18 protein-coding genes are annotated in these 21,589 nt (G+C 62.8%); 12 read left to right on the top strand and 6 right to left on the bottom strand.

Going from position 1 to position 21,589, the window contains the following annotated elements:
- Nucleotides 1–172 precede the first annotated feature (172 nt).
- The 6 genes from ACFUOZ_RS04935 to ACFUOZ_RS04910 all read left to right on the top strand — a co-directional run bounded on the left by ACFUOZ_RS04935 (nt 173) and on the right by ACFUOZ_RS04910 (nt 7,362).
- Nucleotides 173–1,801, top strand: a complete 1,629-nt coding sequence (locus tag ACFUOZ_RS04935; protein ID WP_377545334.1) for an ABC transporter substrate-binding protein — start codon at nt 173–175, stop codon at nt 1,799–1,801.
- Between the two features lie 141 nt (nt 1,802–1,942).
- Nucleotides 1,943–3,034, top strand: a complete 1,092-nt coding sequence (locus ACFUOZ_RS04930; RefSeq protein ID WP_377545332.1) for an ABC transporter permease — start codon at nt 1,943–1,945, stop codon at nt 3,032–3,034.
- 2 nt (nt 3,035–3,036) lie between these two features.
- A complete protein-coding gene (locus tag ACFUOZ_RS04925) occupies nt 3,037–4,044 on the top strand; it encodes an ABC transporter permease (protein ID WP_377545330.1) in 1,008 nt (335 codons plus the stop codon).
- On the top strand, nt 4,041–5,747 hold the full coding sequence (locus ACFUOZ_RS04920) for a dipeptide ABC transporter ATP-binding protein (protein ID WP_377545328.1): 1,707 nt from the start codon (nt 4,041–4,043) through the stop codon (nt 5,745–5,747). Before ACFUOZ_RS04925 ends, ACFUOZ_RS04920 begins: the two co-directional genes overlap by 4 nt.
- A gap of 187 nt (nt 5,748–5,934) precedes the next feature.
- On the top strand, nt 5,935–6,324 hold the full coding sequence (locus ACFUOZ_RS04915) for a chorismate mutase (protein ID WP_377545326.1): 390 nt from the start codon (nt 5,935–5,937) through the stop codon (nt 6,322–6,324).
- A 3-nt stretch (nt 6,325–6,327) separates the two neighbouring features.
- Nucleotides 6,328–7,362, top strand: a complete 1,035-nt coding sequence (locus ACFUOZ_RS04910; RefSeq protein ID WP_377545324.1) for a hypothetical protein — start codon at nt 6,328–6,330, stop codon at nt 7,360–7,362.
- Between the two features lie 14 nt (nt 7,363–7,376).
- On the opposite strand, the gene ACFUOZ_RS04905 is transcribed toward ACFUOZ_RS04910, so the two are convergent.
- The 6 genes from ACFUOZ_RS04905 to ACFUOZ_RS04880 are packed head-to-tail and all read right to left on the bottom strand — an operon-like array spanning nt 7,377 to nt 13,666.
- Nucleotides 7,377–8,096, bottom strand: a complete 720-nt coding sequence (locus ACFUOZ_RS04905) for a DUF4166 domain-containing protein (protein ID WP_377545322.1) — start codon at nt 8,094–8,096, stop codon at nt 7,377–7,379.
- Nucleotides 8,097–8,120: 24 nt separating this feature from the next.
- On the bottom strand, nt 8,121–9,413 hold the full coding sequence (locus ACFUOZ_RS04900; RefSeq protein WP_377545320.1) for a DUF58 domain-containing protein: 1,293 nt from the start codon (nt 9,411–9,413) through the stop codon (nt 8,121–8,123).
- 29 nt (nt 9,414–9,442) lie between these two features.
- The gene (locus tag ACFUOZ_RS04895) at nt 9,443–10,555 is read right to left on the bottom strand and encodes an AAA family ATPase (protein WP_377545318.1); all 1,113 of its coding nucleotides are present in this window, start codon (nt 10,553–10,555) and stop codon (nt 9,443–9,445) included.
- Entirely contained in the window at nt 10,552–11,751 is a 1,200-nt protein-coding gene (locus tag ACFUOZ_RS04890) for a DUF4350 domain-containing protein (RefSeq protein ID WP_377545316.1), read from the bottom strand. Before ACFUOZ_RS04890 ends, ACFUOZ_RS04895 begins: the two co-directional genes overlap by 4 nt.
- Nucleotides 11,748–12,440 (bottom strand): DUF4129 domain-containing protein, encoded by a 693-nt coding sequence (locus ACFUOZ_RS04885; protein WP_377545314.1) that lies wholly within the window; start codon nt 12,438–12,440, stop codon nt 11,748–11,750. Before ACFUOZ_RS04885 ends, ACFUOZ_RS04890 begins: the two co-directional genes overlap by 4 nt.
- Nucleotides 12,437–13,666 (bottom strand): hypothetical protein, encoded by a 1,230-nt coding sequence (locus ACFUOZ_RS04880; RefSeq protein WP_377545312.1) that lies wholly within the window; start codon nt 13,664–13,666, stop codon nt 12,437–12,439. Before ACFUOZ_RS04880 ends, ACFUOZ_RS04885 begins: the two co-directional genes overlap by 4 nt.
- 221 nt (nt 13,667–13,887) lie before the next feature.
- Here ACFUOZ_RS04880 and mtrA point away from each other — a divergent pair, with 221 nt between their 5' ends.
- The 6 genes from mtrA to ACFUOZ_RS04850 all read left to right on the top strand — a co-directional run bounded on the left by mtrA (nt 13,888) and on the right by ACFUOZ_RS04850 (nt 21,571).
- Nucleotides 13,888–14,562 (top strand): MtrAB system response regulator MtrA, encoded by a 675-nt coding sequence (gene mtrA, locus ACFUOZ_RS04875; protein ID WP_377545310.1) that lies wholly within the window; start codon nt 13,888–13,890, stop codon nt 14,560–14,562.
- A 67-nt stretch (nt 14,563–14,629) separates the two neighbouring features.
- Entirely contained in the window at nt 14,630–16,546 is a 1,917-nt protein-coding gene (mtrB, locus tag ACFUOZ_RS04870) for an MtrAB system histidine kinase MtrB (protein ID WP_377545307.1), read from the top strand.
- Nucleotides 16,543–18,261 (top strand): LpqB family beta-propeller domain-containing protein, encoded by a 1,719-nt coding sequence (locus tag ACFUOZ_RS04865; protein WP_377545305.1) that lies wholly within the window; start codon nt 16,543–16,545, stop codon nt 18,259–18,261. Before mtrB ends, ACFUOZ_RS04865 begins: the two co-directional genes overlap by 4 nt.
- A gap of 413 nt (nt 18,262–18,674) precedes the next feature.
- Nucleotides 18,675–19,337 carry a ComF family protein gene (locus tag ACFUOZ_RS04860; RefSeq protein WP_377545553.1) on the top strand — a complete coding sequence of 221 codons (663 nt, stop codon included), beginning with the start codon at nt 18,675–18,677 and terminating at the stop codon, nt 19,335–19,337.
- 189 nt (nt 19,338–19,526) lie between these two features.
- Nucleotides 19,527–20,255, top strand: a complete 729-nt coding sequence (hpf, locus tag ACFUOZ_RS04855; RefSeq protein WP_377545303.1) for a ribosome hibernation-promoting factor, HPF/YfiA family — start codon at nt 19,527–19,529, stop codon at nt 20,253–20,255.
- 26 nt (nt 20,256–20,281) lie between these two features.
- Entirely contained in the window at nt 20,282–21,571 is a 1,290-nt protein-coding gene (locus ACFUOZ_RS04850) for a winged helix-turn-helix domain-containing protein (protein WP_377545301.1), read from the top strand.
- Nucleotides 21,572–21,589: the final 18 nt, after the last annotated feature.

Raw genomic sequence — 21,589 nt, 5'->3', positions numbered from 1 at the left:
ATGCTCCTGTACTCCTTTGTGGAAGCTACTGGAAAGTAAATTTTGTGTCTCAAATCACCTGATTGGGGGTTCGAAGGCTTCGAAGTCTGGTTGAATCGAGGCACTAAGAGTGCGCTCCGTCACAAATATCCCACGGCGGAGCGCCGAATCCATCGAACAGAAGGTTCACCAGATGGCACTGAACAAGAAGGCCCTGCATGGCGTTATCGCGCTGGCGGGCATCTCCGCACTCGCCTTAACGGCATGCACGGGCCCCTCCGGCGGCGGATCCTCATCCGCTCCGGCCGCCGCAGGCCCTGTCGCCTACGGCACAACGGACAAGGTCACGTCATTGGATCCCGCAGGCTCCTACGACAACGGTTCATTCATGGTGATGAACCAGATCTACTCCTTCCTCCTCAACTCCAAGCCCGGCAGCGCGGAACCGGTACCGGACCTCGCCGAATCGTCGTCCTTTACGGCACCTTCGGAGTACACGGTCAAGCTCAAGCCAGGGCTCAAGTGGGCCAACGGCCACACCCTGGATTCCAAGGACGTGAAGTTCTCCTTTGACCGCCAGGTGGCCATCAACGACCCAGCCGGGCCGGCATCCCTGCTGACGAACATCGACAGTGTCAGCGCTCCCGATGCCACCACCGTGGTGTTCAAGCTCAAGAATGCCAACGACCAGACGTTCAGCCAGATCCTCAGCAGCCCTGCCGCCCCGATCGTCGATGACGAGGTCTTCCCGGCAGACAAGATCCTCTCCGATGACGAGATCATCAAAGCGAACGCTTTCTACGGCCAGTACACCATCGACAGCTACAAGAAGAACGAGCTCATCAGCTTCAAGGCTTTCGCCGACTACAAGGGCGTCCTGGGGAAGCCTGCCAACGATGCTGCCACGATCAAGTACTACGCCAGCCCCACCAACCTCAAGCTTGAAATCCAGCAAGGTGCCATCGACGTTGCCTTCCGCAGCCTGAGCGCAACGGACATCGACGACCTCCGCAAGGATTCCAAAGTCAAGGTGCTGACGGGTCCCGGTGGCGAGATCCGTTACATCACCTTCAACTTTGACACCATGCCGTATGGCACCAAGGCTGCAGGCGCAGAGCCGGCCAAGGCACTGGCAGTCCGCCAGGCCGTGGCCAACCTCGTGGACCGCCAGGCCATCGCAGACCAGGTGTACAAGGGCACCTACCTTCCCCTGTACTCCAACGTTCCCAACGGCTTCCTCGGCGCCAACGAGTCGTTCAAGGACGCCTACGGCGACGCCGGCAAGCCAAGCCTGGACAAAGCCAAGAAGGTCCTCGCTGATGCGGGAATCAATGAGAAGGTTGCCCTGAACCTCCAGTACAACCCGGACCACTACGGCGGATCCTCCGGCGACGAATACGCCATGGTCAAGGAGCAACTGGAAAAGTCCGGCCTCTTCACCGTGAACCTGCAGTCCACCGAATGGGTCACCTACAGCAAGGCAAGCCGTGCGGACGAGTACCCGGTGTTCCAGTTTGGCTGGTTCCCCGACTTCAGCGATGCGGACAACTACCTGACTCCGTTCTTCCCCGAAGGCGGTTTCCTCAAGAACCACTACAACAACCCGACGGTCAACGACCTCATCTCCAAGCAGCTGACCGAAGCCGACAAGACCAAGCGTGAAGCGGCCATCAAGGACGTCCAGAACGCCCTGGCCAAGGACATCTCCACCCTGCCCCTGCTCCAGGGCGCCCAGGTGGCCGTCGTCGGAAGCGGCGTGAACGGCGTCGACAAGACGCTGGACCCGTCGTTCAAGTTCCGTCTCGGAACAGTGTCCAAGTAACAGATGTCCATGTAGAAACGGACTCTGCGATGGGGGAGGCGGGCCACTGATCCAGTGTCCCGCCTCCCTTGCTGACCACTATCGTGGCCGGCACGCATCAGCCAAGCCCGCGTAATCCATGGGCAGGAAATACAGGTAACAATGACAACAGCTATAGAAGTACCCGAGGCTGAGCCCGGAGTACTTGCTCCCAAGAGCAAATCCAAAGGCGGGGGAGGCCTCGGCAGGTACATCGTGATCCGGTTCTTCCTGATCATCCCCACCGTCTTTATTCTCGTGACACTCGTGTTCTTCCTGATGAGGGTCATCGGCGACCCCATCACGGCGGCACAAGGCGGCCGGCTTCCCCCGGATGTCCTTGCCCAAAGAATCCACGACGCCGGTTATGACCGGCCGGTACTGGTGCAGTACTTCGAATATCTTGGCCAGCTGATCACCGGCAACTTCGGCACCACCATCACGGACCGGCGCCCGGTAACTGAGGTCTTCACGACCTTCGGGGCAGCCACCCTGGAACTCAGCCTCAACGCCGTCGTCGTGGCCCTCATGGTGGGTATCCCGCTGGGCCTCGTCGCCGCTTACCGCCGGGACAAGGCCGCGGATGCATCGCTGCGTTTCTTTGCCATCCTTTGCTACGCCACCCCACCGTTCTTTTCAGGCCTCCTGCTCAAACTCACGTTCTCCACGTGGCTGGGTTGGCTGCCGGTCGCCGGGCGTGCCTCCACCCGGACAGAACTGGCCATGGGCAACCTGGCCGCGCCGTCGGGCATCTACTGGCTGGACGCCCTGCGCCGCGGCAACATGACCGCTTTCGGCGACATTGTTTCCCACGCCATCCTCCCCGCAGCGACCCTGGGCCTCCTCACCGCGGGCGTGTTCCTCCGGCTGGTCCGAACGAACGTCATCGGAACCCTCGGCAAGGACTACGTGGAGGCCGGCCGGTCGAGGGGCGTCAGCGAGTTCCGCCTGGTGACCAAGCACGCCTACAAACCGGCGCTAATCCCCGTCATTACGGTCATGGGCCTGCAGATCGCGCTCATGCTCGGTGGCGCGGTCCTGACGGAGACAACCTTCGAATGGAAGGGACTGGGCTACCAGATGGTGCAGTACCTGAACGCCCGAGACTTCGTCGCCGTGCAGGGCATCGTGGTCTTGCTGGCCATCATCGTGGCCGTCACCAACTTCATCGTGGACATCATCGCCGCGCTCATCGACCCCCGAGTGAGGTACTGACCATGAGCACCCCAACACTCACCGCTCCCAAGCAGCCACTCTTCTTCCGGCTCCCGGTGATTTCACACCTGAGGAAAAGCGTAGGCCTCCAGCGGGGCATGCTTATAGTGGGCGTCGTCCTGAGCGGCTTGTTTATCCTCACGAGCATCTTTGCACCCCTGCTGGCACCTTACGGGTACTCCCAGCTCAGCGACGCCTCAGGATCCTTCCCAACACAGGAACCCCCGGGCGGCAAGCACCTGCTCGGCACCACCGTCGGCGGCTACGACGTCCTCTCGCGGGTAATCTGGGGTTCGCAAACCGCAGTGACAGTCATCGTAGTCTCGGTGGCGATGTCGCTGTTCCTGGGTGTGGCACTGGGCCTGCTCAGCGGGTACTTCGGCGGGTGGCTCGACCGGATCCTGGTTGTGGTGGCCGATGCCATCTACGCCTTCCCCACCCTGCTCCTGGCGATCGTCATCTCCATTGTCATCAGCCGTGGACAGTCGAGTTTCTGGGGCGGCATTTTCGCCTGTGCGTTCTCCATCACTGTGGTCTTCGTGCCCCAGTACTTCCGGGTGATCCGCGCGGAGACGATCAGGCTCAAGGCGGAGCCGTTCGTTGAATCGGCCAAGGTGCTCGGCGCCTCCAGCATGCGCATCATTGCCCGCCACATTTTCAAGAACGCCACCCGGACACTGCCGCTCATGTTCACCCTCAACGCGTCCGAAGCGATCCTCACCCTGGCCGGCCTGGGCTTCCTCGGCTTCGGTATCGAGCCCACCTCCGCAGCGGAATGGGGCTTTGACCTTAACAAAGCACTGGCAGATACCTCCTCCGGTATCTGGTGGACCGGCATTTTCCCCGGTATCGCGATAGTCCTCACGGTCCTTGGGCTCACGCTGGTAGGCGAGAGCATCAACGACCTTAACGACCCCCGGATCCGCGGACGCAAACGTGCAGGAGGAGCTGCCGGTACTCCGGCATCACCAGGAACGCCGGCCGCCCCGGCAGAGGCAGGTAAGCCATGACCACCAACCTTGGACATGTTTCGGACCAGGCCCCCACAGGGCAGCCTGTTCTCACCATCGACCGACTCCAGGTCACTTTCGCCACGGACGGCGGAGATGTCCACGCCGTCAAGGACGTCAGCCTGGAGGTGAACCCTGCCGAGGTCGTTGCGATCGTGGGGGAGTCCGGTTCCGGTAAGACGGTCACGGCAAAGACCATCCTCGGCTTGCTCCCGGAAACAGCCATCAGCTCAGGTGCTGTGGTGATCAAGGGAAACAACGTGATCAGCGTCAGCAAGTCAACGCTGCGTTCCATTCGCGGCCGCGACGTCGCCATGGTCTTCCAGGAGCCGTCCACCGCGTTGAACCCCGTTTTCACCGTTGGCTGGCAGATCGCCGAAGGCATCAGGGCCCACGCCAGCGATGGTCGTCGGATCTCCGCCAAGGAGGCAAAGCAGCGGGCCACCGAAGCTCTCCGCAAAGTAGGCATCCCCGACCCCGAGACACGGGTCAACTACTATCCGCACCAGTTCTCCGGCGGGCAGAAACAACGCGTGGTGATCGCTGCCGCGCTCGCCCTGGATCCGGGCCTGATCGTTGCCGACGAGCCTACTACCGCCCTTGATGTCACAGTCCAGGCGGAGATTCTCCAACTGCTGAGGGACCTCAGGGACAACTACGGCACCTCGATCGTGCTCATCACCCACAACATGGGCGTGGTAGCCGACCTCGCGGACAGGGTGGTGGTGATGTACCAGGGCGACGTGGTTGAAGAAGCCCCTGCCAAGGTCCTTTTCGCCGAACCGCGCCAGGAGTACACGCGCAAGCTCCTCGCAGCGGTGCCCCACCTGGGCCGCCACTCCGCCTCCGAAGGTGCCCGCGGCAGGTTGCACCAGGACGGCAAGGTCCTGGTGGAAGCCAAGAACCTCACCATCGAATACCCGGGCCGTTTCGGCAGTCACGGATTCAGAGCCGTGGACAACGTCAGTTTCACTATTTCGGAGAACGAGGTCTTTGGCCTGGTGGGAGAATCCGGCTCCGGCAAGTCCACCATCGGCCGGGCCATTGCCGGTTTGAACCGGACGACGGGCGGAAGCCTCAAGGTCCTGGGCTACGAGATGCTCGACTTTAAGGAACGATCCTTCCGCCCCCTGCGCAAGGAGATCGGATTCGTCTTCCAGGACCCGGCAGCGTCCTTCAACCCGCACCTGACCATCGGCGAGTGCGTCGCCGAGCCGCTGATGATCCACACCAAACCGGGCGCGGCGGAGGCGCGGAAAAAGGTTGGCGAACTGCTTGAGTCAGTCCAGTTGCCGGCGTCGTACGCGCAGCGCTACCCGCACGAGCTCTCCGGCGGGCAGCGTCAGCGAGCTTCCCTCGCGCGGTCCTTGGCGCTGAATCCCCGGCTGCTCATCGCCGACGAGCCGACATCGGCGCTGGATGTATCGGTGCAGGCGAAAGTCCTGGACCTGTTCAAGGACATCCAGGAGCAGTTCGGCTTCGCTGCCCTGTTCATCAGCCACGACCTCGCGGTGGTGGACATGCTGTCCCACTGGGTAGGCGTCCTCTACAAGGGGCACTTGGTGGAGCAAGGGATCGGCAACCAGGTGATGGGCTCGCCGCAGCACGATTACACCAAGCGGCTGATCGCCTCCTTGCCGGTTCCGGACCCGGAAGAACAAGCACGACGGCGGGAAGCGCACCGTTCGCTTCTGGGCAGCTGAGTCCCGAAGCCACATCAGGAAGGCACGTCCCCATACGGGGGCGTGCCTTCCTGTATGGGACCACCATTCCCCGTACCTGGAACCGCGATTTTCATGAAGGGTCCTTTGCTGAAACAGTAAAGAAGCTGCCATTGAGCTCCGCTTCATTCGCGGAAAACACTGCGCCCCACCCAATAGACTGGGATGCATGACCGAGCAGAACAACGCCCTTCCCCATGATGCCGATTCCTTCAACCCGGCTGCCAGCTCCCTGGCCGGCCACGTTGACCGCACAGTCATGGATGAGCTGTTGTCCATCAGGTCCAGCATCGACAACATTGATGCGACCCTGGTGTTCCTGCTCGCGGAGCGTTTCAAGGCCACCCAGAAAGTGGGAGTACTCAAGGCAACCCACAGACTGCCGGCCGGGGACCCCGGCCGCGAGGCTGCGCAGATTGCCCGGCTTCGCCGCCTTGCGGAGGATGCCAACCTGGACCCGGCCTTTGCCGAGAAATTCCTGAACTTCATCATCAGTGAAGTGATCCGCCACCACGAGGCAATCGCCGAGGATCACCAGATTTCCAGCCAGCAGGCCTGATCCATGTCCTCAGTGACTGAGCTGCGCGCAAGTGCGACCACGTTGGGGCCATGGCCGGGTACTGATCCCGCCGAAGCCATCCGGACGATCCGCGGCGAACTGGGCGATCCCCATCTTCCCTTCCTCCCGGAGCTGCCGGCCCGGGGAGTGGGGTCGGATGCCGCCGGACGAACGGGCTCGCTGCTGGTGGACCTCGATATCGATGTCCAACCCTACGGCTGGCGCCTCGTTGACAGGCCGGGCAAAGATTCGCGTCGTGCCGCTTCGGCGATGGCAACCGACATCAACATCCTGGCCGACGTCGCCGGAACCGAAGATGTGTCGGCGACAGAGCTCAAACTGCAGCTCATGGGACCGTTGACCCTTGCCGCAAACCTTCACCTGCACAACGGTGAACGTGCCCTCCTGGACTACGGAGCCAGGCGGGATATTGCGGAGTCTTTGGCAGCGGGCGTGGCAGAACACCTTCGCAATGTCTCGACTGCGGTGCCAGGTGCGCGGATTGTGGTCCAGGTGGACGAGCCGGACATCGCTGCGGTGATGGCGGGAACCATTCCGACGGCGAGCGGGTACAGGACCCTGCGATCCATCCGGGGCGAGGAAGTAACGGGAGCCTGGCGGCTGGTGATTGACGCGCTTAAGGCCGCGGGCGCCGTCGAAACCGTCATCTCCGTTCCTGAGATTGAGGCCCCGATCGATCGTATCCTCGCCGCTGGTGCCGATGGCCTTGCGGTTCCGCTCAGGGCGCTCACCACCCGTCAATGGGAGCAGTTGGCCGGTGCCGTGGAAAGCGGCAAGAGGCTGTGGGTCGGTGCCTTGCCCGCCGAGGATCCGGGGGCAACGCTTCCCCGGACTGCTGCGATAGTGGAAAGCATCTGGAAGCCCTGGCGCCAGCTGGGCCTTCAGGCATCGGGCCTGTCAGGGCTCCGCGTCACCCCGTCCACCGGTCTTGAGGACTTCACTCCTGCCGCTGCGAAGTCCGTGCTGACCAAGCTGACCCACGTCGCCGACGGCTTGGACCAGTTGGCGCAGGGCTAGCAAACGGCGGAGCGCTAGATCCGCTGTTCCCAACGGTCCGGTTCGGCATAGCGCGGAAGTGCCGTGCCCGGTGCGGCTCCCGGCAGGTACGGAGCAAGCCGGTAGTCGAATCTTCCGGCGTACACCAGTACCAGGCCGATCTGCGGCTGAATCACCTTCACCTGGATGCGGTGCTTGCCCTCAGCCGCGTCCCACCATTGTTCGGCATAGGCCTTGGCATCCAGTGCTGCTGGCAGGGGGATTCGCAGCGGGCCGAGGAACAAGCGGCTTGCCTGCGAAACACCGCGAAGCCGGCCGTCGGCCGTGACGCTGACGTCGAGGTCCGTGACGAGGCGGCGATAACGGCCAACATGGTCCACGAGCCGTGCACGCCCGCCATCATCGTGGCCGGACGGCAAGATGGCGCTGGTGGTGTCATGGAACAGCCGTGTGCCGGTGGGGAAGTAGATCTCCCGCCTGGCCGTCAGGGCCTGGCGGCCGAAGGGATCGATGTGGGCGTGGTTTTCAATCCGGAAGGGGATTCCCTCGCCGTATTCCGGAAAGAAGGCCTCTTCGCTCCCTGTGAGGGCGAGCAACGGCCGCAGCCATTTCTGGCGGCAACCCACGACATCAAAGACGCCCTGGCCAATCCCATACGACCCGGATCCAGCCGCAAGGGAAAAGTAGTCCTGAAGCTCCGGCGCCAGCTTGCCGTAGTCTTCGCCGAGGGCCATCTGGTAAATGGGGATATTCATGGACATCCTTTCCGGAGGTGGGAATCAGAGGCGTCCGGCAGCTTTAAGCCGGATGTAGGTATCTGCCAGCAGGGGTGGAACTTCCAGAGGCTCGGCGTCCACCACTTCGGCTCCCAGCTGCCGGAGCTGGGCAGTCACTGCGGCACGCTCAAGAAGTGCGCGTTCTGCCGCGGCAGCCCGGAAAACCTGGCTGGCAGTGGTTCGTTCGGCCTTCATCGCCGCAAGCAGGGGATCGCGGACCGAAACCACAATCACCACGTGCTGGCGGGACAGTTGCGCCACTGTGGGGAGCAGGCCCTCTTCGGGGGCGCCGCCGTCGAGCGCCGTCAACAGCACCACCAGCGAGCGGTGCGCCGAGACGGCCCGGACCTGGCCGGGGATCTGCTGCCAGTCCAGTTCGATGAGCTCCGCTTCCAGGGGAGCCATGGCCTGGACAAGCTGGCCCAGCAGGTTGCCTTTCGACGCCGACTCCACCCGGGCACGCAGCCTCCGGTCGTAGGCGAGGAAGTCGACGCGGTCTCCGCCGCGCTCTGCCAGCACCGCCAGCAGCAACGCTGCCTCGATTCCGGTATCGAGCCGCGGTTCGTCATCGATCCGGGCGGCTGCTGTACGGGACGTATCAAGCACGACGACGACGCGACGGTCGCGTTCCGGTCGCCAGGTCCGGACCACCACGGAGGTGCGGCGGGCCGTCGCGCGCCAATCAATGGACCGGACGTCATCGCCGCGGACGTAGTCGCGCAATGAATCGAACTCGGTTCCCGCGCCACGGATCTGCACGGCCGCCTTGCCATCGAGCTCCCTGAGCTTCCTGAGCTTGGAGGGAAGATGGCGTTTTGCATGGAAGGGAGGCAGGACCCGCACGTGCCCGGGGAGTGGCCGTGTCCGCTGCCTGGCCGCCAATCCCATGGGCCCCAGGGACCGGATGGTGATGTGCGGGCTGTGCAGGTCGCCCCGTCTCCTGGGTATCAGCGTCACAGTCATCCGACGGCGCTCGCCGGAGGGCACTGTCAACCGCTGAACAGCATTGGTGGCTCCGGCCGATGGCTGCCATGCATCCCTGATGATGGCCCTCAGTTTCCGCCCCCTTGCATTGTTCACCGTTACTACGGACTCCGCGGTGCCCGACAAAGTGACATTACCCGGGTGCCGGCGCTCCACGAGGAGCTTGGCGGGGGACGCCGCCAGCACAAGATCGAGGACCAGCGCAAGCAGCAGGACCACACACACCAACAGGACAGTCAGCCAGGCCGGAAACACCACCAGTGGCACCAACCCGGCAAGGGCAAGGGCTACGAAGCGACCCGTGATGGCCATTCAGGCTCCCCGGATCGGGCAAGCAGAAATCATCGCGGCACCGGAACCGAGGCGAGGATGCTCCCGAGGACATCGTCTACGTGAATGCCGTCCATCTGGGCTTCAGGCCGCAAGCCCACCCTGTGCCGGAGGCAGGGAAGTGACAATGCCTTGACGTCGTCAGGGGTCACGAAGGTCCTGCCGGACAGCCAGGCCCACGCCCTGGCCGTGTTGAGCAGCGCCGTGGCACCACGGGGGGAAACACCAAGTTGGAAGGACGGTGCGGACCGCGTCGCCCGGACGATGTCGACGATGTACGACAACAGCTCCGGAGCCACGGCAACCTGCGCCACAGCCGCTTGCGCCGTCGAAAGGTCCGAGGCTCCTGCCACAGGCCGAACACCGGCCGCAGCCAGGTCCCGGGGATCGAATCCGTTGGCGTGGCGCCGGATAACCTCGATCTCCTCCGAACGTCCAGGAAGGGGCATGGTCAGCTTCAGGAGGAACCGGTCAAGCTGTGCCTCAGGAAGGGGATAGGTGCCTTCGTACTCCACCGGGTTCTGTGTCGCTGCCACGATGAAGGGAACCGGCAGCGGACGCGAAACACCGTCTACGGAAACCTGCCGCTCTTCCATGGCTTCCAGCAGCGAGGCCTGGGTCTTCGGAGGTGTCCGGTTGATCTCGTCAGCCAACATGATGTTGGTGAAGACCGGGCCTTCGCGGAACGTGAATTCGGATGAGTGGGAGTCGTAGACCAGGGACCCGGTGACGTCACCGGGCATGAGGTCCGGAGTGAACTGCACCCGCTTGGTGTCCAGGCTCAGGGCAGTGGACAACGCCCTCACCAGGAGCGTTTTGGCCACACCCGGGACGCCTTCCAACAGGACATGTCCGCCACAGAGCAGGGCAATCAGCATTCCCGTGACCGTCGGATCCTGGCCAACCACTGCCTTGCCCACTTCGGCGCGGACGTTCAGCAGTGACTGTCGCGCCGGATCGCCGGCCTGCTGGCGGTATCCGTTGCCGGCGCTGGCCGTTGCACCGTGCTGTGTGGGTTGGGGCTGTTGGGGATGCTGCTGTCGCGACTGGTCTTGTGGCACTGGCATCGCTCCACCTGCGTACTGGCCGTTTGTGTCCGTGTAGCTGTTCGGCTGGCTGCTCATCGGTTCTTCGCCTCCTCTTCCATTCGTTCAAGTTCTTGTGCCCATTGCACCAGTTGTCCTTCGGTCCCCGGCATGAAGTCGACCAGGACGGAGCGGACTTCGGGTCCTGGCCGTTCCAGGCGGCGGGCGGCCGCGTCCACCACCGCATCCGCGGTGGCGTCCGCTCCGAGGTTGAAGTGCCGTGCCAAACGGGTCAGGGTACCTGCCCTCAGGTTCCCGGCTGCGCGATTGATGGCCCGTGCGTCCTGGTACAGGCGTGCCCTTCCCTCGGCAGTCTCGGCCGCTTTGACCACAACCGGGAGGGGCTCGAACACCAGAGGTCCCATACGGCGGCCGCGCCAGAGGATCGCCAGCAGCGTCACTGCGCCCAACCACGGCCCGGCGTACGCCAACCATGCGGGGGCAAGTTCGCTGAGCGTTGGAGTCGTATCTGTTGCGGCCACATCCTTGACCCCGGGCAGGTACCAGAGCAGATCCGGGTTGTTCCCGAGGCTCCGGAGGGCCAAGGCGGCGTTGCCTTCAAGGGCAAGGTGCTCGTTGTCCAGGATGTCCGTACTGCCAAGAACGATGACCCCACCGTCGGCTGACGCCGCATACAGGCCTGTGCTCTCTGCACGGCCGGTGTAGCAAACCTTGGGCCCCGAAAAGATGGAGCCCTGCGCGGAGAGGGAGCCAGCCGCCGTCGCATCTTCCACGGAACAGGCAGGCTCGACGACGGTCTGGTCTCCCGGAATTACCCCGCCGGGCCTGAAACCGGGCCCGAGCCCGTTGAGGGTCTTGAGTCGGGGCTTGACCACCACCACCCGGTCTGAGGCAGCAGCGAGGTCCTCCACCTGGGACCGGTCCAGGTATCCGCGGGGATCGTAGAGGAGGACTGTGGCCCGGTCATTGCCCGACAAGGCGGACATAGTTTGGTCGAAGGAGTCGGTGACGGTCACGTTGACTCCGTGGTTGCCGAGGATCCCAGCCGCAGCCATGGCTCCATCAGGGGCCGGGTTGCGCGCAGACAAAGTGCGGGGATCCGTTGCTCCGGACATACTGGTCACTGCAAGATAAGTCACCAGGCCCACGAGCAAAGCTGCGAGGGCCATCCACGTGAGGTGCTTCCGGAACCAGCTGGAGAGTCCCGGCTCATTGGTTCGCCCGGCCGGGTCCGGCTTTACGTGCAGGGCTGTGTCCTGGGCGGTCATCGTCATCGAGGCGCCGCGAATCCTTGGTGAGCGGATCCTGCGAAGTCAGGCTTCGAGGTCAGCAGTTCGGCATCCAGATCCCGGATGGACCCGAAGTCTTCGCGCGTAGCGCCCTGTTCGCCGTAACGCACGGCATCGAAGAGGCGGGCCGCCGCGTCCAGCCGTTGCTGCGCTGCCCCGAATACCTGCCCCAGTTGTGCCGACGCTTCGTCGGCGGTCCTGCCGGCACGGACATCGATGACCTCGCGCTCTTCTGCCGAGCGGACCAAAGCGCGGAACTGATCGACGACGGCGGCCGCCCAGTCGCCGTCGTCGGCAGCCGCTGACGCACGCGTCCGGTAACCGTCGGCATCCATGGTGCTGTCCTGGCCATAAATATCCTCATGCCGCGATGCCCGGCGTGCGTTCAGCCGGGGCCGGACCACGAAGATGGCAACGACAATGAGTGCCACAGCCAGGATGACTATCAGGGGCAGGGCAAAATTGGTGTCCGCACCTGTGCCGTCTCCCTCCAGCGAGGACAACCAGTCAAGGAAATCCCGCCAAAGCTGCTCCAGCCATCCGGGCGTGGCGTCAGGGTACTGGGGCTTGGAGAGCTCCTCGATGGCCCATCGCCGGGCCTCCTCGCGGTCCGGGGTCACGGGGGGTTCCATTGAAAGAATGGGACCGATGACGTCGGCGGGGATTGCTGTCATGCCGGAGGCCAGGGGGAAGTGCGCGGCGGGACCGAAGGACCACCAGGTACTCCGTCAGGGTTGGCACCCGTTTCCAACATCCGCATCAGTTCGACATCCAGGCCTTCGCGTCGCATGCGGAGATCCATATAGATCAGTGCGGAGACGGAAGACTGGAAGGCGAACGTCACAGACCCCACCAGTGCTTGTACTGCCGCCGAAACAACCGTGGTGACCACCAGCAGGGACGCTGTGGTTTCCTCATCAGGGTGGGGCGCAACGGTTTCACCGATGAAGCCGACTGCCAGGGACGCAGGGATCTGCACGATCTGGGAGATAAACCACAGCATGAGGATCACCACGAGGGTGATCCCGAAGATGCGCCACCAATTGTTCCGGGTCAGTTGCCATGAACGCAGCAATCCATCGTAGATGCCTTTGTGCTCCACCACGATCACCGCAGGTGCAAGCATCAATTTCAGGCCGATCCACACAAGAACAACCAATGAGCCGAGCCCCAAGGGCAGAACTATCAGCACGGCTCCGGGTCCCATGGCCGTTATCAGCAACACGGCGATGCCCACCACAGCAGCCAGGGCCAGCAGTCCGCCGATGGTGAGCAGACCCGCAACGCCCAACAGCGGCAGGATCCGTTTCCCGGCAAGCTTCCACATTTGCTTGAAACCTGTCCGCCGGTTGAGGACGGAACGGGCCACCGGGACTGCCAACACCCCCTGCAGCACCGATCCCAGTAGGCCGAGCAGGACGGAGACGCCCATCGCCCCCGCCACCAAAGCAATGATGGGCCCCATCGCCTGTTCGAATTCTGCCCTGGAATTCACGGAGTCCAGCGAAATAGTCATCTGGAACATGAAGAACGTGACAACTCCGACGAACACCGCACCAAGGGCCTGAACAATCAGGGCGGAGCCAAACATCGACGCAGCATTGCGACGGATGGTCTGGAAAGAGCCGTCCAGGATTTCGCCGAACTGCAACGGTCGCAGCGGAATAACACCGGGCTTGGGAGGAGCAATGTACTGGGGCTGGCCGTAGGGGGCACCTGCCGGCCATCCGGGAGCCCGTGGGCCTTGCGGACCCTGCCCGTAGCCTTGCGGAGGTGGCCACGCCGATGGTCCGCCCCACTGCGGCTGGTTCCCCCATGCCGGCTGGCTGTTCTGCGGCTGGTTTCCCCACGCCGGCTGGCCGCCGGGTGGCGGATTGTGGCCGTGCTCAGGCTGTGACACGTTTCCTCCCCATGAGGTCCTGTCCGCCGACATTCGACGTCCCCCATGCGGACCTTCGCACCCAGCCTATAGTCCCTCCGTCGTCCCTCATAGCCCGGCGCACGGCTGGCGTTTGCGGCAGGGCCGCGGTGTAGTGCAGTACGGTGGAATTGCCCATTGGGCGCCATGCCGTGAGCGGCGCCCAACAGGACAAAGACTTGGTGATAAGGGAATATATAACTATGAAGGCACGCATTCTGGTAGTTGACGACGACGAAGCGCTCGCAGAGATGATTGGCATCGTCCTGCGGAATGATGGCTTCGAGCCGGTGTTCTGCGCAGATGGCGGCCAGGCTCTTGAGGTATTTCGCTCGTCCAAGCCGGACCTGGTGCTTCTGGATCTCATGTTGCCGGGCTCCGATGGGATCGAGGTCTGCCGCCAGATCCGCGGGGAATCGGATGTACCGATTGTCATGCTCACCGCGAAGTCCGATACCTCGGATGTGGTCAGGGGACTCGAGTCCGGCGCGGACGACTACGTGCCCAAGCCCTTCAAACCCGCCGAACTTGTGGCCCGCGTCCGTGCGCGGCTCCGTCCGGGCGAACAGAAGCCCCCGGAAACCCTGCGTATTGCGGACGTGACCATCGACGTCGCCGGCCACTTGGTGACCCGGGGCGGAGAGCGTATTTCGTTGACGCCCCTCGAATTCGACCTTTTGGTGGCCCTTGCGCGCAAGCCGTGGCAGGTTTTCACCCGCGAATTGCTCCTGGAACAGGTATGGGGATACCGGCACGCTGCTGACACCCGTCTGGTCAATGTGCACGTCCAGCGTCTGCGCTCCAAGATTGAACGCGATCCTGAGGCGCCCGAGGTCGTTTTGACGGTGCGTGGTGTCGGATATAAAGCAGGTTCCTGAGTCTCCAGCCGGAGAAACCGGCAAGGCAGACAGCCCAACGGGGCCAACGAACGCCGACGCAGGGGGCATGGGCAGTGGGACCGCTGTTCAGTCTGACGCACCCGCGCAGTCCGACGTGCCCGCGCAGTCTGACGCACCTGCTCAGTCCGGCTCCATTACCCCAACACCGCCGCGCAAGGTCCGGGATCTGCGGTGGTTCCTGACCCGTGCCAGGATCTGGACCCGACGTGGACTGATCCTGATTCTTCGGGTTTCCCGCCTTGTAACCATCGGCGTACGCCAAATCAGGCCGGGCATGCGCTTCCTGTGGCGTTCGATCCTTCGCCGCTGGCGGCGGTCCCTGGAGTTTCGCACGGTGTTGACCACCCTGCTCCTGGCTGTGACATCGTTTGCCATCGTCGGCGCGTACCTTTCCAACCAGATCGCCAACAACCTGTTCCAGGAACGCCTTGCCCAGGCCGAGTCCGAGTCGCGGTACAACGTCAAGCAGGTCCAGGACACGTTCGACGGCGCTCAGGTCACCGACCAATCCAGCGTCATTACCCTCGTCTACGACACCTTGACGGCTGTAGAGGGCCGTGGCTCGGTCATCCAGCGGAGGTACGTTTTTGAAGCCGCGCCGGAACAGACCAAGCCCCGCAACCGCTGGGTGGAGTCGCGGGCCTCGGACCAGCTGACCATCCGGGTGATTCCCCCGGATCTCCGCAAAGCCGTTCAAGAAGGCGGCAAGCAACAATTCTGGGCCCCCACCCAATTCCCCGTGGGCAACGAGGACCGTCCCGGAATTGCGGTGGGAAACAAAGTGACCTTCAACGGCACCGTTTATGAGCTGTACCTGATCTATGACCTCAATACCGCACAGCAGACATTGGATGAGATTCAGAACGTTCTGTGGGCCGGTGGCGCAGCCCTTGTCCTGATGATCGGGGCGATTGCCTGGTACGTGACCCGGAACGTCGTCAGTCCGGTGAGCCATGCCGCCGTCGTGTCCGAGAAGCTGGCCGCAGGGCAGCTGCAGGAACGGATGGTCGTAAAGGGGGAGGACGAGGTCGCCCGGCTGGGGGCATCCTTCAACCACATGGCAGCGAGCCTCCAGGAACAGATCACCCAGCTGGCCACGTTGTCGCAGATGCAGCAACGGTTCGTCTCCGATGTGTCCCACGAACTGCGTACCCCACTGACAACGGTGAGGATGGCGGCGGAGGTTCTCTTCGACGCCCGTGATGAATTCGACCCCATGAACAAGAGATCGGCGGAGCTGCTCTACTACCAGGTTGAGCGTTTCCAGTCCTTGTTGTCGGACCTGTTGGAAATTTCGCGCTTCGACGCCGGTGCCGCCGTCCTCGACGCCGAGCCGCAGGACATCTTCCAGGTGGTGGCACAGGTCATGGAAGGCGCGGCACCCGTGGCCGAGGAATATGGATCGGAAGTCCGCCTCAACGCCAGGCAAAAGAGCATCATCGTCGAGATGGATTCGAGGAGGATCGAAAGGATCCTCCGCAATCTCTTGCTCAACGCCCTTGAACACGGCGAAGGCAAACCGGTCCATATCTCCGTCGCGGCCAACCACGACGCCGTTGCCGTCTCCGTGAGGGACCACGGCATCGGGATGAGCCAGGCAGAAGCCGCCCGGGTGTTCGACCGCTTCTGGCGCGCGGACCCTGCCCGGGCCCGCACAACCGGCGGCAGCGGCCTGGGATTGTCCATTGCGGCCGAGGACACCAAACTCCACAACGGCTGGCTGCAAGCGTGGGGCCGCAAGGGTTCGGGATCCAACTTCCGGTTGACGCTGCCCCTTCGCCAAGGAGAGACCATCGCCAAGTCCCCGCTTCAGCTGGAGCCTGCAGACATAGAATTTCCTGGCTCGGCCAGCGAGCGCCAGGTATTGGTCCTGGGCACGGAATCCTCAAGTACCGGTCCCGCTTCCCCAGGCAAGAACGATGAAGCCACTGCCAAGGATCTTGAAGCGGGGGATAAGTCATGAACCAGCCTGGATCCCGGCAGCGGAGGGCGATCGTGGCATTGCTTGCGGTGCTCATGCTCCTCCTGTCCTCCTGTGCTCAGATTCCCCGCTCCGGTCCGGTGGGCAAGAGCAAGGATGAAGGCGCAGGAAACCCCAACGCGCCGGTATTCTTTCCAGCCGCGCCCCGGGCAGGATCCAGCCCTGAGTCGATCATTGAAGACTTCTACATGGCCGGCAGCGGCTACGAGGACGACTACCCCGTGGCTCGCCAGTACTTGACGCAAGCGCAGTCGGTCACGTGGAAGCCGGATAAGAGGGCGCTCGTTTTCCGCTCGGCGGAAGTGGTGAAGTCTCCTGCTGAGAATGGGTACCTTTACGTTCTCGACCTCGCCTACTCCGTGGACGCCGACGGCGTGGCAACCCAGTACCCTCCGGGGACCAAGGAGACCATCCCGCTGACGCTTGAACAGGTGGAGGGGGAGTGGCGGATCTCCAAGGTCCCGGACGGAACGGCCATTCCGGAAGAAACGTTCAAAGTGATCTACGGGGCGTTTCCCATCTACTTCTATGATCCAACTTTCACGTACGCTGTCCCCGACTACCGCTGGTTCATCAAGAAAAACACAGTCAAATCCATGACCAGTGCCTTGCTCGCCGGCCCGGCACCATACCTTCGTGGCGCGGTTGTCAGCGCGTTCCCCTCGGGGATGAAGCTCGCGCGGGAATCCGTCCCCGTGGTCTCAGGAGCAGCCCAGGTGGATCTGTCCGCCAAGGAATTGTTTGACGCATCCGCGGAGGACCGGCAAAGGATGCAAAACCAGCTGGCGCTGACCTTTCGGAGCCAGCCGGATGTCATCAACGTGCAATTGCGCGCCGACCAGGACCTGGTCCGCGTGGAGGACAACGGAACAGTCCTGCCACCGGTGGTGGACAAGACAGTGCCTGCCCATCAGATCGCAGTGAACAACGGTGAATTGGTCCGCTACGAAAACAACCGGATCACGCCCCTGCCCGACATCCAGTCGGTCGCCGGGCTTGGCCCGCATTCGCCTGCTGAGTCACCCGCCTCCCAGACGGCTGCTTTCCTGAACGGCGACAAGACCACCCTCTACTCGATCGAACCGGGTCAGGCGGCCCGCCAGCTTACTACCAGAAGTACGCTCACGGGGCCTTCCTTCAGCCCCCAGGACTGGGTTTGGACAGCAGGTCCCGGGGCCAATGGTGCCGCAGAGGTGGTGGCCTACAAACCCACCGGCATTGCGCCGGGAATGGCCATACCCAACGTCACCATCACTCCAGCATGGCTTTCGGGCCGCACGGTGAAGGACTTCAGGGTCTCCAGGGAAGGGACCAGGGCACTGGTTATTTCCGAATCCGCAGGAAAATCCACGGTGCAGATCGCAGGAATTGTCCGCAATCCCGATGGCGTGCCCAAGGATCTCACCGCTCCCATCACGCTCCTTACCACCGCAGCAGCGAATCAGGGCGTGTGGGTTAACGCGTCCACCGTGGCCGTGATGACCGGTTCTGCGACGTCGACTGTTGTCCCTGAGCTTTTATCCTTGGCATCGGGTGAGGCGCAGCAACTCGCGCCGTGGGATGGCCTCACCAGCATCAGCGCGGGCAATGGACCGGAGCAGATCTATGGCCAGTCCGAGGCCGGAGTCTTCCAACGCGTGGGAAACGGTTGGGAGCTTCAATTGAAGGGCCCTACGGAACCGGCCTTTCCCGGCTGAGGTTGTTTCCCGGCCAGGCCGGGAAAGACAGCCCGGCTGGTGATGTGGCCAGGATATCCACATAGCATCCAAAGCGGCTTCTTTCCTGGCATGCACGGGCGGAAGCTGGCTTCATGACCGATCCACTCATCAGCGCCTTCTTTCGGGGACAGCGGAAGCGCACGGGAAGGGATCCTGACCTCGCTGCGCCTGATCCCGTCAGCGCCCGCCGCCGTGGAAGGGACAGCAACCGGCTTGGGAGGCTGGCTGCGGCATTGGAAGGAACGATGCAAGATCTTCGGGCAGTCCTGGTTCCTGTCGAATGCATGTGTTGCGGCGCAGAAGACACAGTGCTTTGCGCGGAGTGTTCCAAACGCGTCCGCCGGATGTGTGCCCAGCCTTTCCGTGCAGAGCATCAATCACCTCGTTTGGTCATGGTGGATGGCACGGTTGGAATCGGGGTTGTTGCGGCAGGGCCGTACCGTGACGAACTGGCGCAATGTCTGCTCTCGTTCAAGCATTTTGGCCAATGGCGCGCGGGCGGCGTGCTCGCAAGCTGCCTTGGCAAGGCTTTGAAAGCAGCACTCGGCAATCAGGCGGGCTTTTCTCTTGTTCCGGTTCCAACCAGCGGCAGTGCTTACCGCAGACGAGGCTTCAGTCCGGTCCACCTGATCCTGCTCATCCTGCGTTTACGCCGCATAGAGCCTCAACACCGACATCTCGACGTCTTGGAAAAGGTCAGGATTCCACTGACCCGACAAGACAGCATGACGTCGCTGCTGGCATTGGTGCAAAGGTACTTGAACGTGGTGCCCGCCCGGGAAAGCACCCTTGGAACATCAGGCCAGAAAGGCCTGGGGCAGGGTGAACGCGCCAGGAAAGTCAGGGGATCCATGCGCGTCGCGCCCCGACGTGCGGGAGTGGTCAGGGGCAGGCGATGCATCCTCGTAGACGATGTTCTGACCACCGGGGCAACTCTCTCGGAGGCGGCGCGGGCCGTGGAGGCGGCCGGCGGAGTGGTTTGCGGAGCCATTGTTCTGGCGGCCACGAGGCCACCAGCCTACGCCTCAATGAGGGCGCCCGGCGACCAGCCATGAAGTCGTTAAGACTCAATCAAAAAATAAGTGGCCAAAGGATGAATAACGCGTGGCGATGAACTAACGTCGGTTGTGGGTACCAAGAAAAGATGTACCTGTCGATAGCGGCTCGGAAAGGGGCTCGACTGTCCGTCAGACCAGCCCCCAACAGTGCCGTTGTCGTGTCACCTGAGTTATTTGGAGGGCACCATGGAGTTCATGATCAGCGGACGAAATCTGACAGTTTCAGACCGCTTTCGCGAATATGCCGGCGAGAAAATCTCAAAGATTGAGTCGCTGGGGGACAAGGTCCAGCGAGTAGACGCCAAGGTTTCCAAGGAAACCAACCCCCGGCAGACGCCGGGTGAGCTCACCGTCGAAGTAACCGTCCTGGGCCGTGGCCCCGTTATCCGTGCCGAGGCCACAGCCGCTGACAAATTCGCTGCCTTCGATCTCGCGTACAACAAGCTGCTCGAGAGGCTTCGTCGCGCGAAGGACCGGAAAAAGGTGCACCACGGCCGTCACACACCCAAGGCCGTGCGGGAGGCTACTGCCACCCTTGAACCCGCAAGCACCAATGCGCCTCTTTATGTCGAGGCCAGCAACCACCAGGAAGCCGACGGACAGGCAGAAGAGCGTTCGCCGTATGAGATCGAGAACGACATCCCGGCCGGAGATTCACCGGTCCTGATCCGTCGTAAGGTGTTTCCCGCTGCATCCCTGACATTGGATGACGCAGTGGACAACATGGAACTGGTGGGACACAACTTCTATTTGTTCCTGGACAAGGAAACCAACGCGCCGTCGGTCGTTTACCGGCGCAGTGGTTGGACCTACGGTGTGATCAGCCTCGATTCCACCTGTGAGCCCGGCGAAGAAGCCGTCGAGGAGAAGATCATCGCCTATCGCTCCGACGATCAGGCCGCCAACGCAAAGTAAGGCCTTTATCTGACGAAGGGATCCCGATGACCGCTTCGCTGAGCCTGTCCCAGGCACGGCGGATCGCATTGGCAGCTCAAGGATTGGCCAAAGTCCGGCCCACTGGCCCCGTGACACCACGGGCAGTGGGCCGGACTTTTGACCGCTTGCAGCTTGTCCAGATCGATTCTGTAAATGTGGTGGCGCGAAGCCACTATCTTCCTTTCTTCTCCCGGCTTGGGAACTACGACCCCGGCATTCTTTCCACCATGGCCGGCCGGAAGCCGCGCAAAATGATGGAGTACTGGGCGCACGAGGCCAGCTTCATCCGCCCGGAGCACTTCCCTGACTTGCTCTTGTGGCAGAAGCGGGCATGGGTAGGGGCGCACCGCCTGGATCCCGGTATCCGCCGCGACATGGAGGACAGAATACTGTCCGCACTGGCGGGTGGCCCTCCAATGACGGCGGCGGAACTCACAGCGAAGTTGGGGCATGCCCCCACGGCAGACCGGGACAACTGGGGTTGGAACTGGAACATCGTCAAGAGGGTGCTGGAACATCTCTTTGAAGAAGGCAGGGTTTCAGCTGCTTCGCGAACATCGCAGTTCGAACGCAAGTACACACTGACTTCAAAGGTGGTCCCTTACCACCCGACTCCTGCCGTGGACCCTGGCCCAGCCCTCGACCGGCTTATCGACGCAGCTGCCCAAGCCCATGGCATCGGCACGGTCCGGTGTTTTTCGGACTACTTCCGTACGCCGCTCAAGGCTGGAGCAGAGTCTGTACAATGGCTTGTGGGCGCCGGCCTCCTGGAACCCGTGTCAGTTCGAGGATGGGACCGGGAGATTTTCCGGCATGTCACCGCAAAGCTCCCTCGGAAGGCCGAAGGGCGGGCCCTGCTGAGCCCCTTTGACTCCCTCGTCTTTGAGCGTCGGCGTCTTGAGGAGCTGTTTGGCTTCCACTACAGGATCGAGATCTACACCCCCGCTGCCAAACGCCGTTTCGGGTACTACGTGCTGCCGTTCCTGCTGAGGGAGCGCATAGTGGCCAGGGTCGACCTGAAGGCCGACCGGACGGCCGGCCAGCTGCTGGTGCGTTCTGCATACAGCGAGCCGGACGCTCCGGCTGATACCGCCGTCGAGCTTGCCGCTGAACTGGAGCTCATGGCAACATGGCTTGGCCTGCGGGAGGTGGTGGTCTGGCCGGTAGGGAATCTCGCCGGCGATCTGGCTGCGTCTGTCACCGGGTACGCGGACAGTCCCACAGCGGAGCCGCAAAACCTCAGTCCGCTCAGAGGTGAACCCGGACACGCCGCCTTGGTCTCTCCCGTAGACTGAAACAGCCAGAATTCGGCA

The sequence above is a fragment of the Paenarthrobacter sp. NPDC057355 genome (assembly GCF_042667405.1).
In the GTDB taxonomy this organism is placed as follows: Bacteria; Actinomycetota; Actinomycetes; order Actinomycetales; family Micrococcaceae; genus Arthrobacter.
Note: the sequence above shows the minus strand (reverse complement) of the source record. Positions and strands in the feature narration are given on the sequence as shown.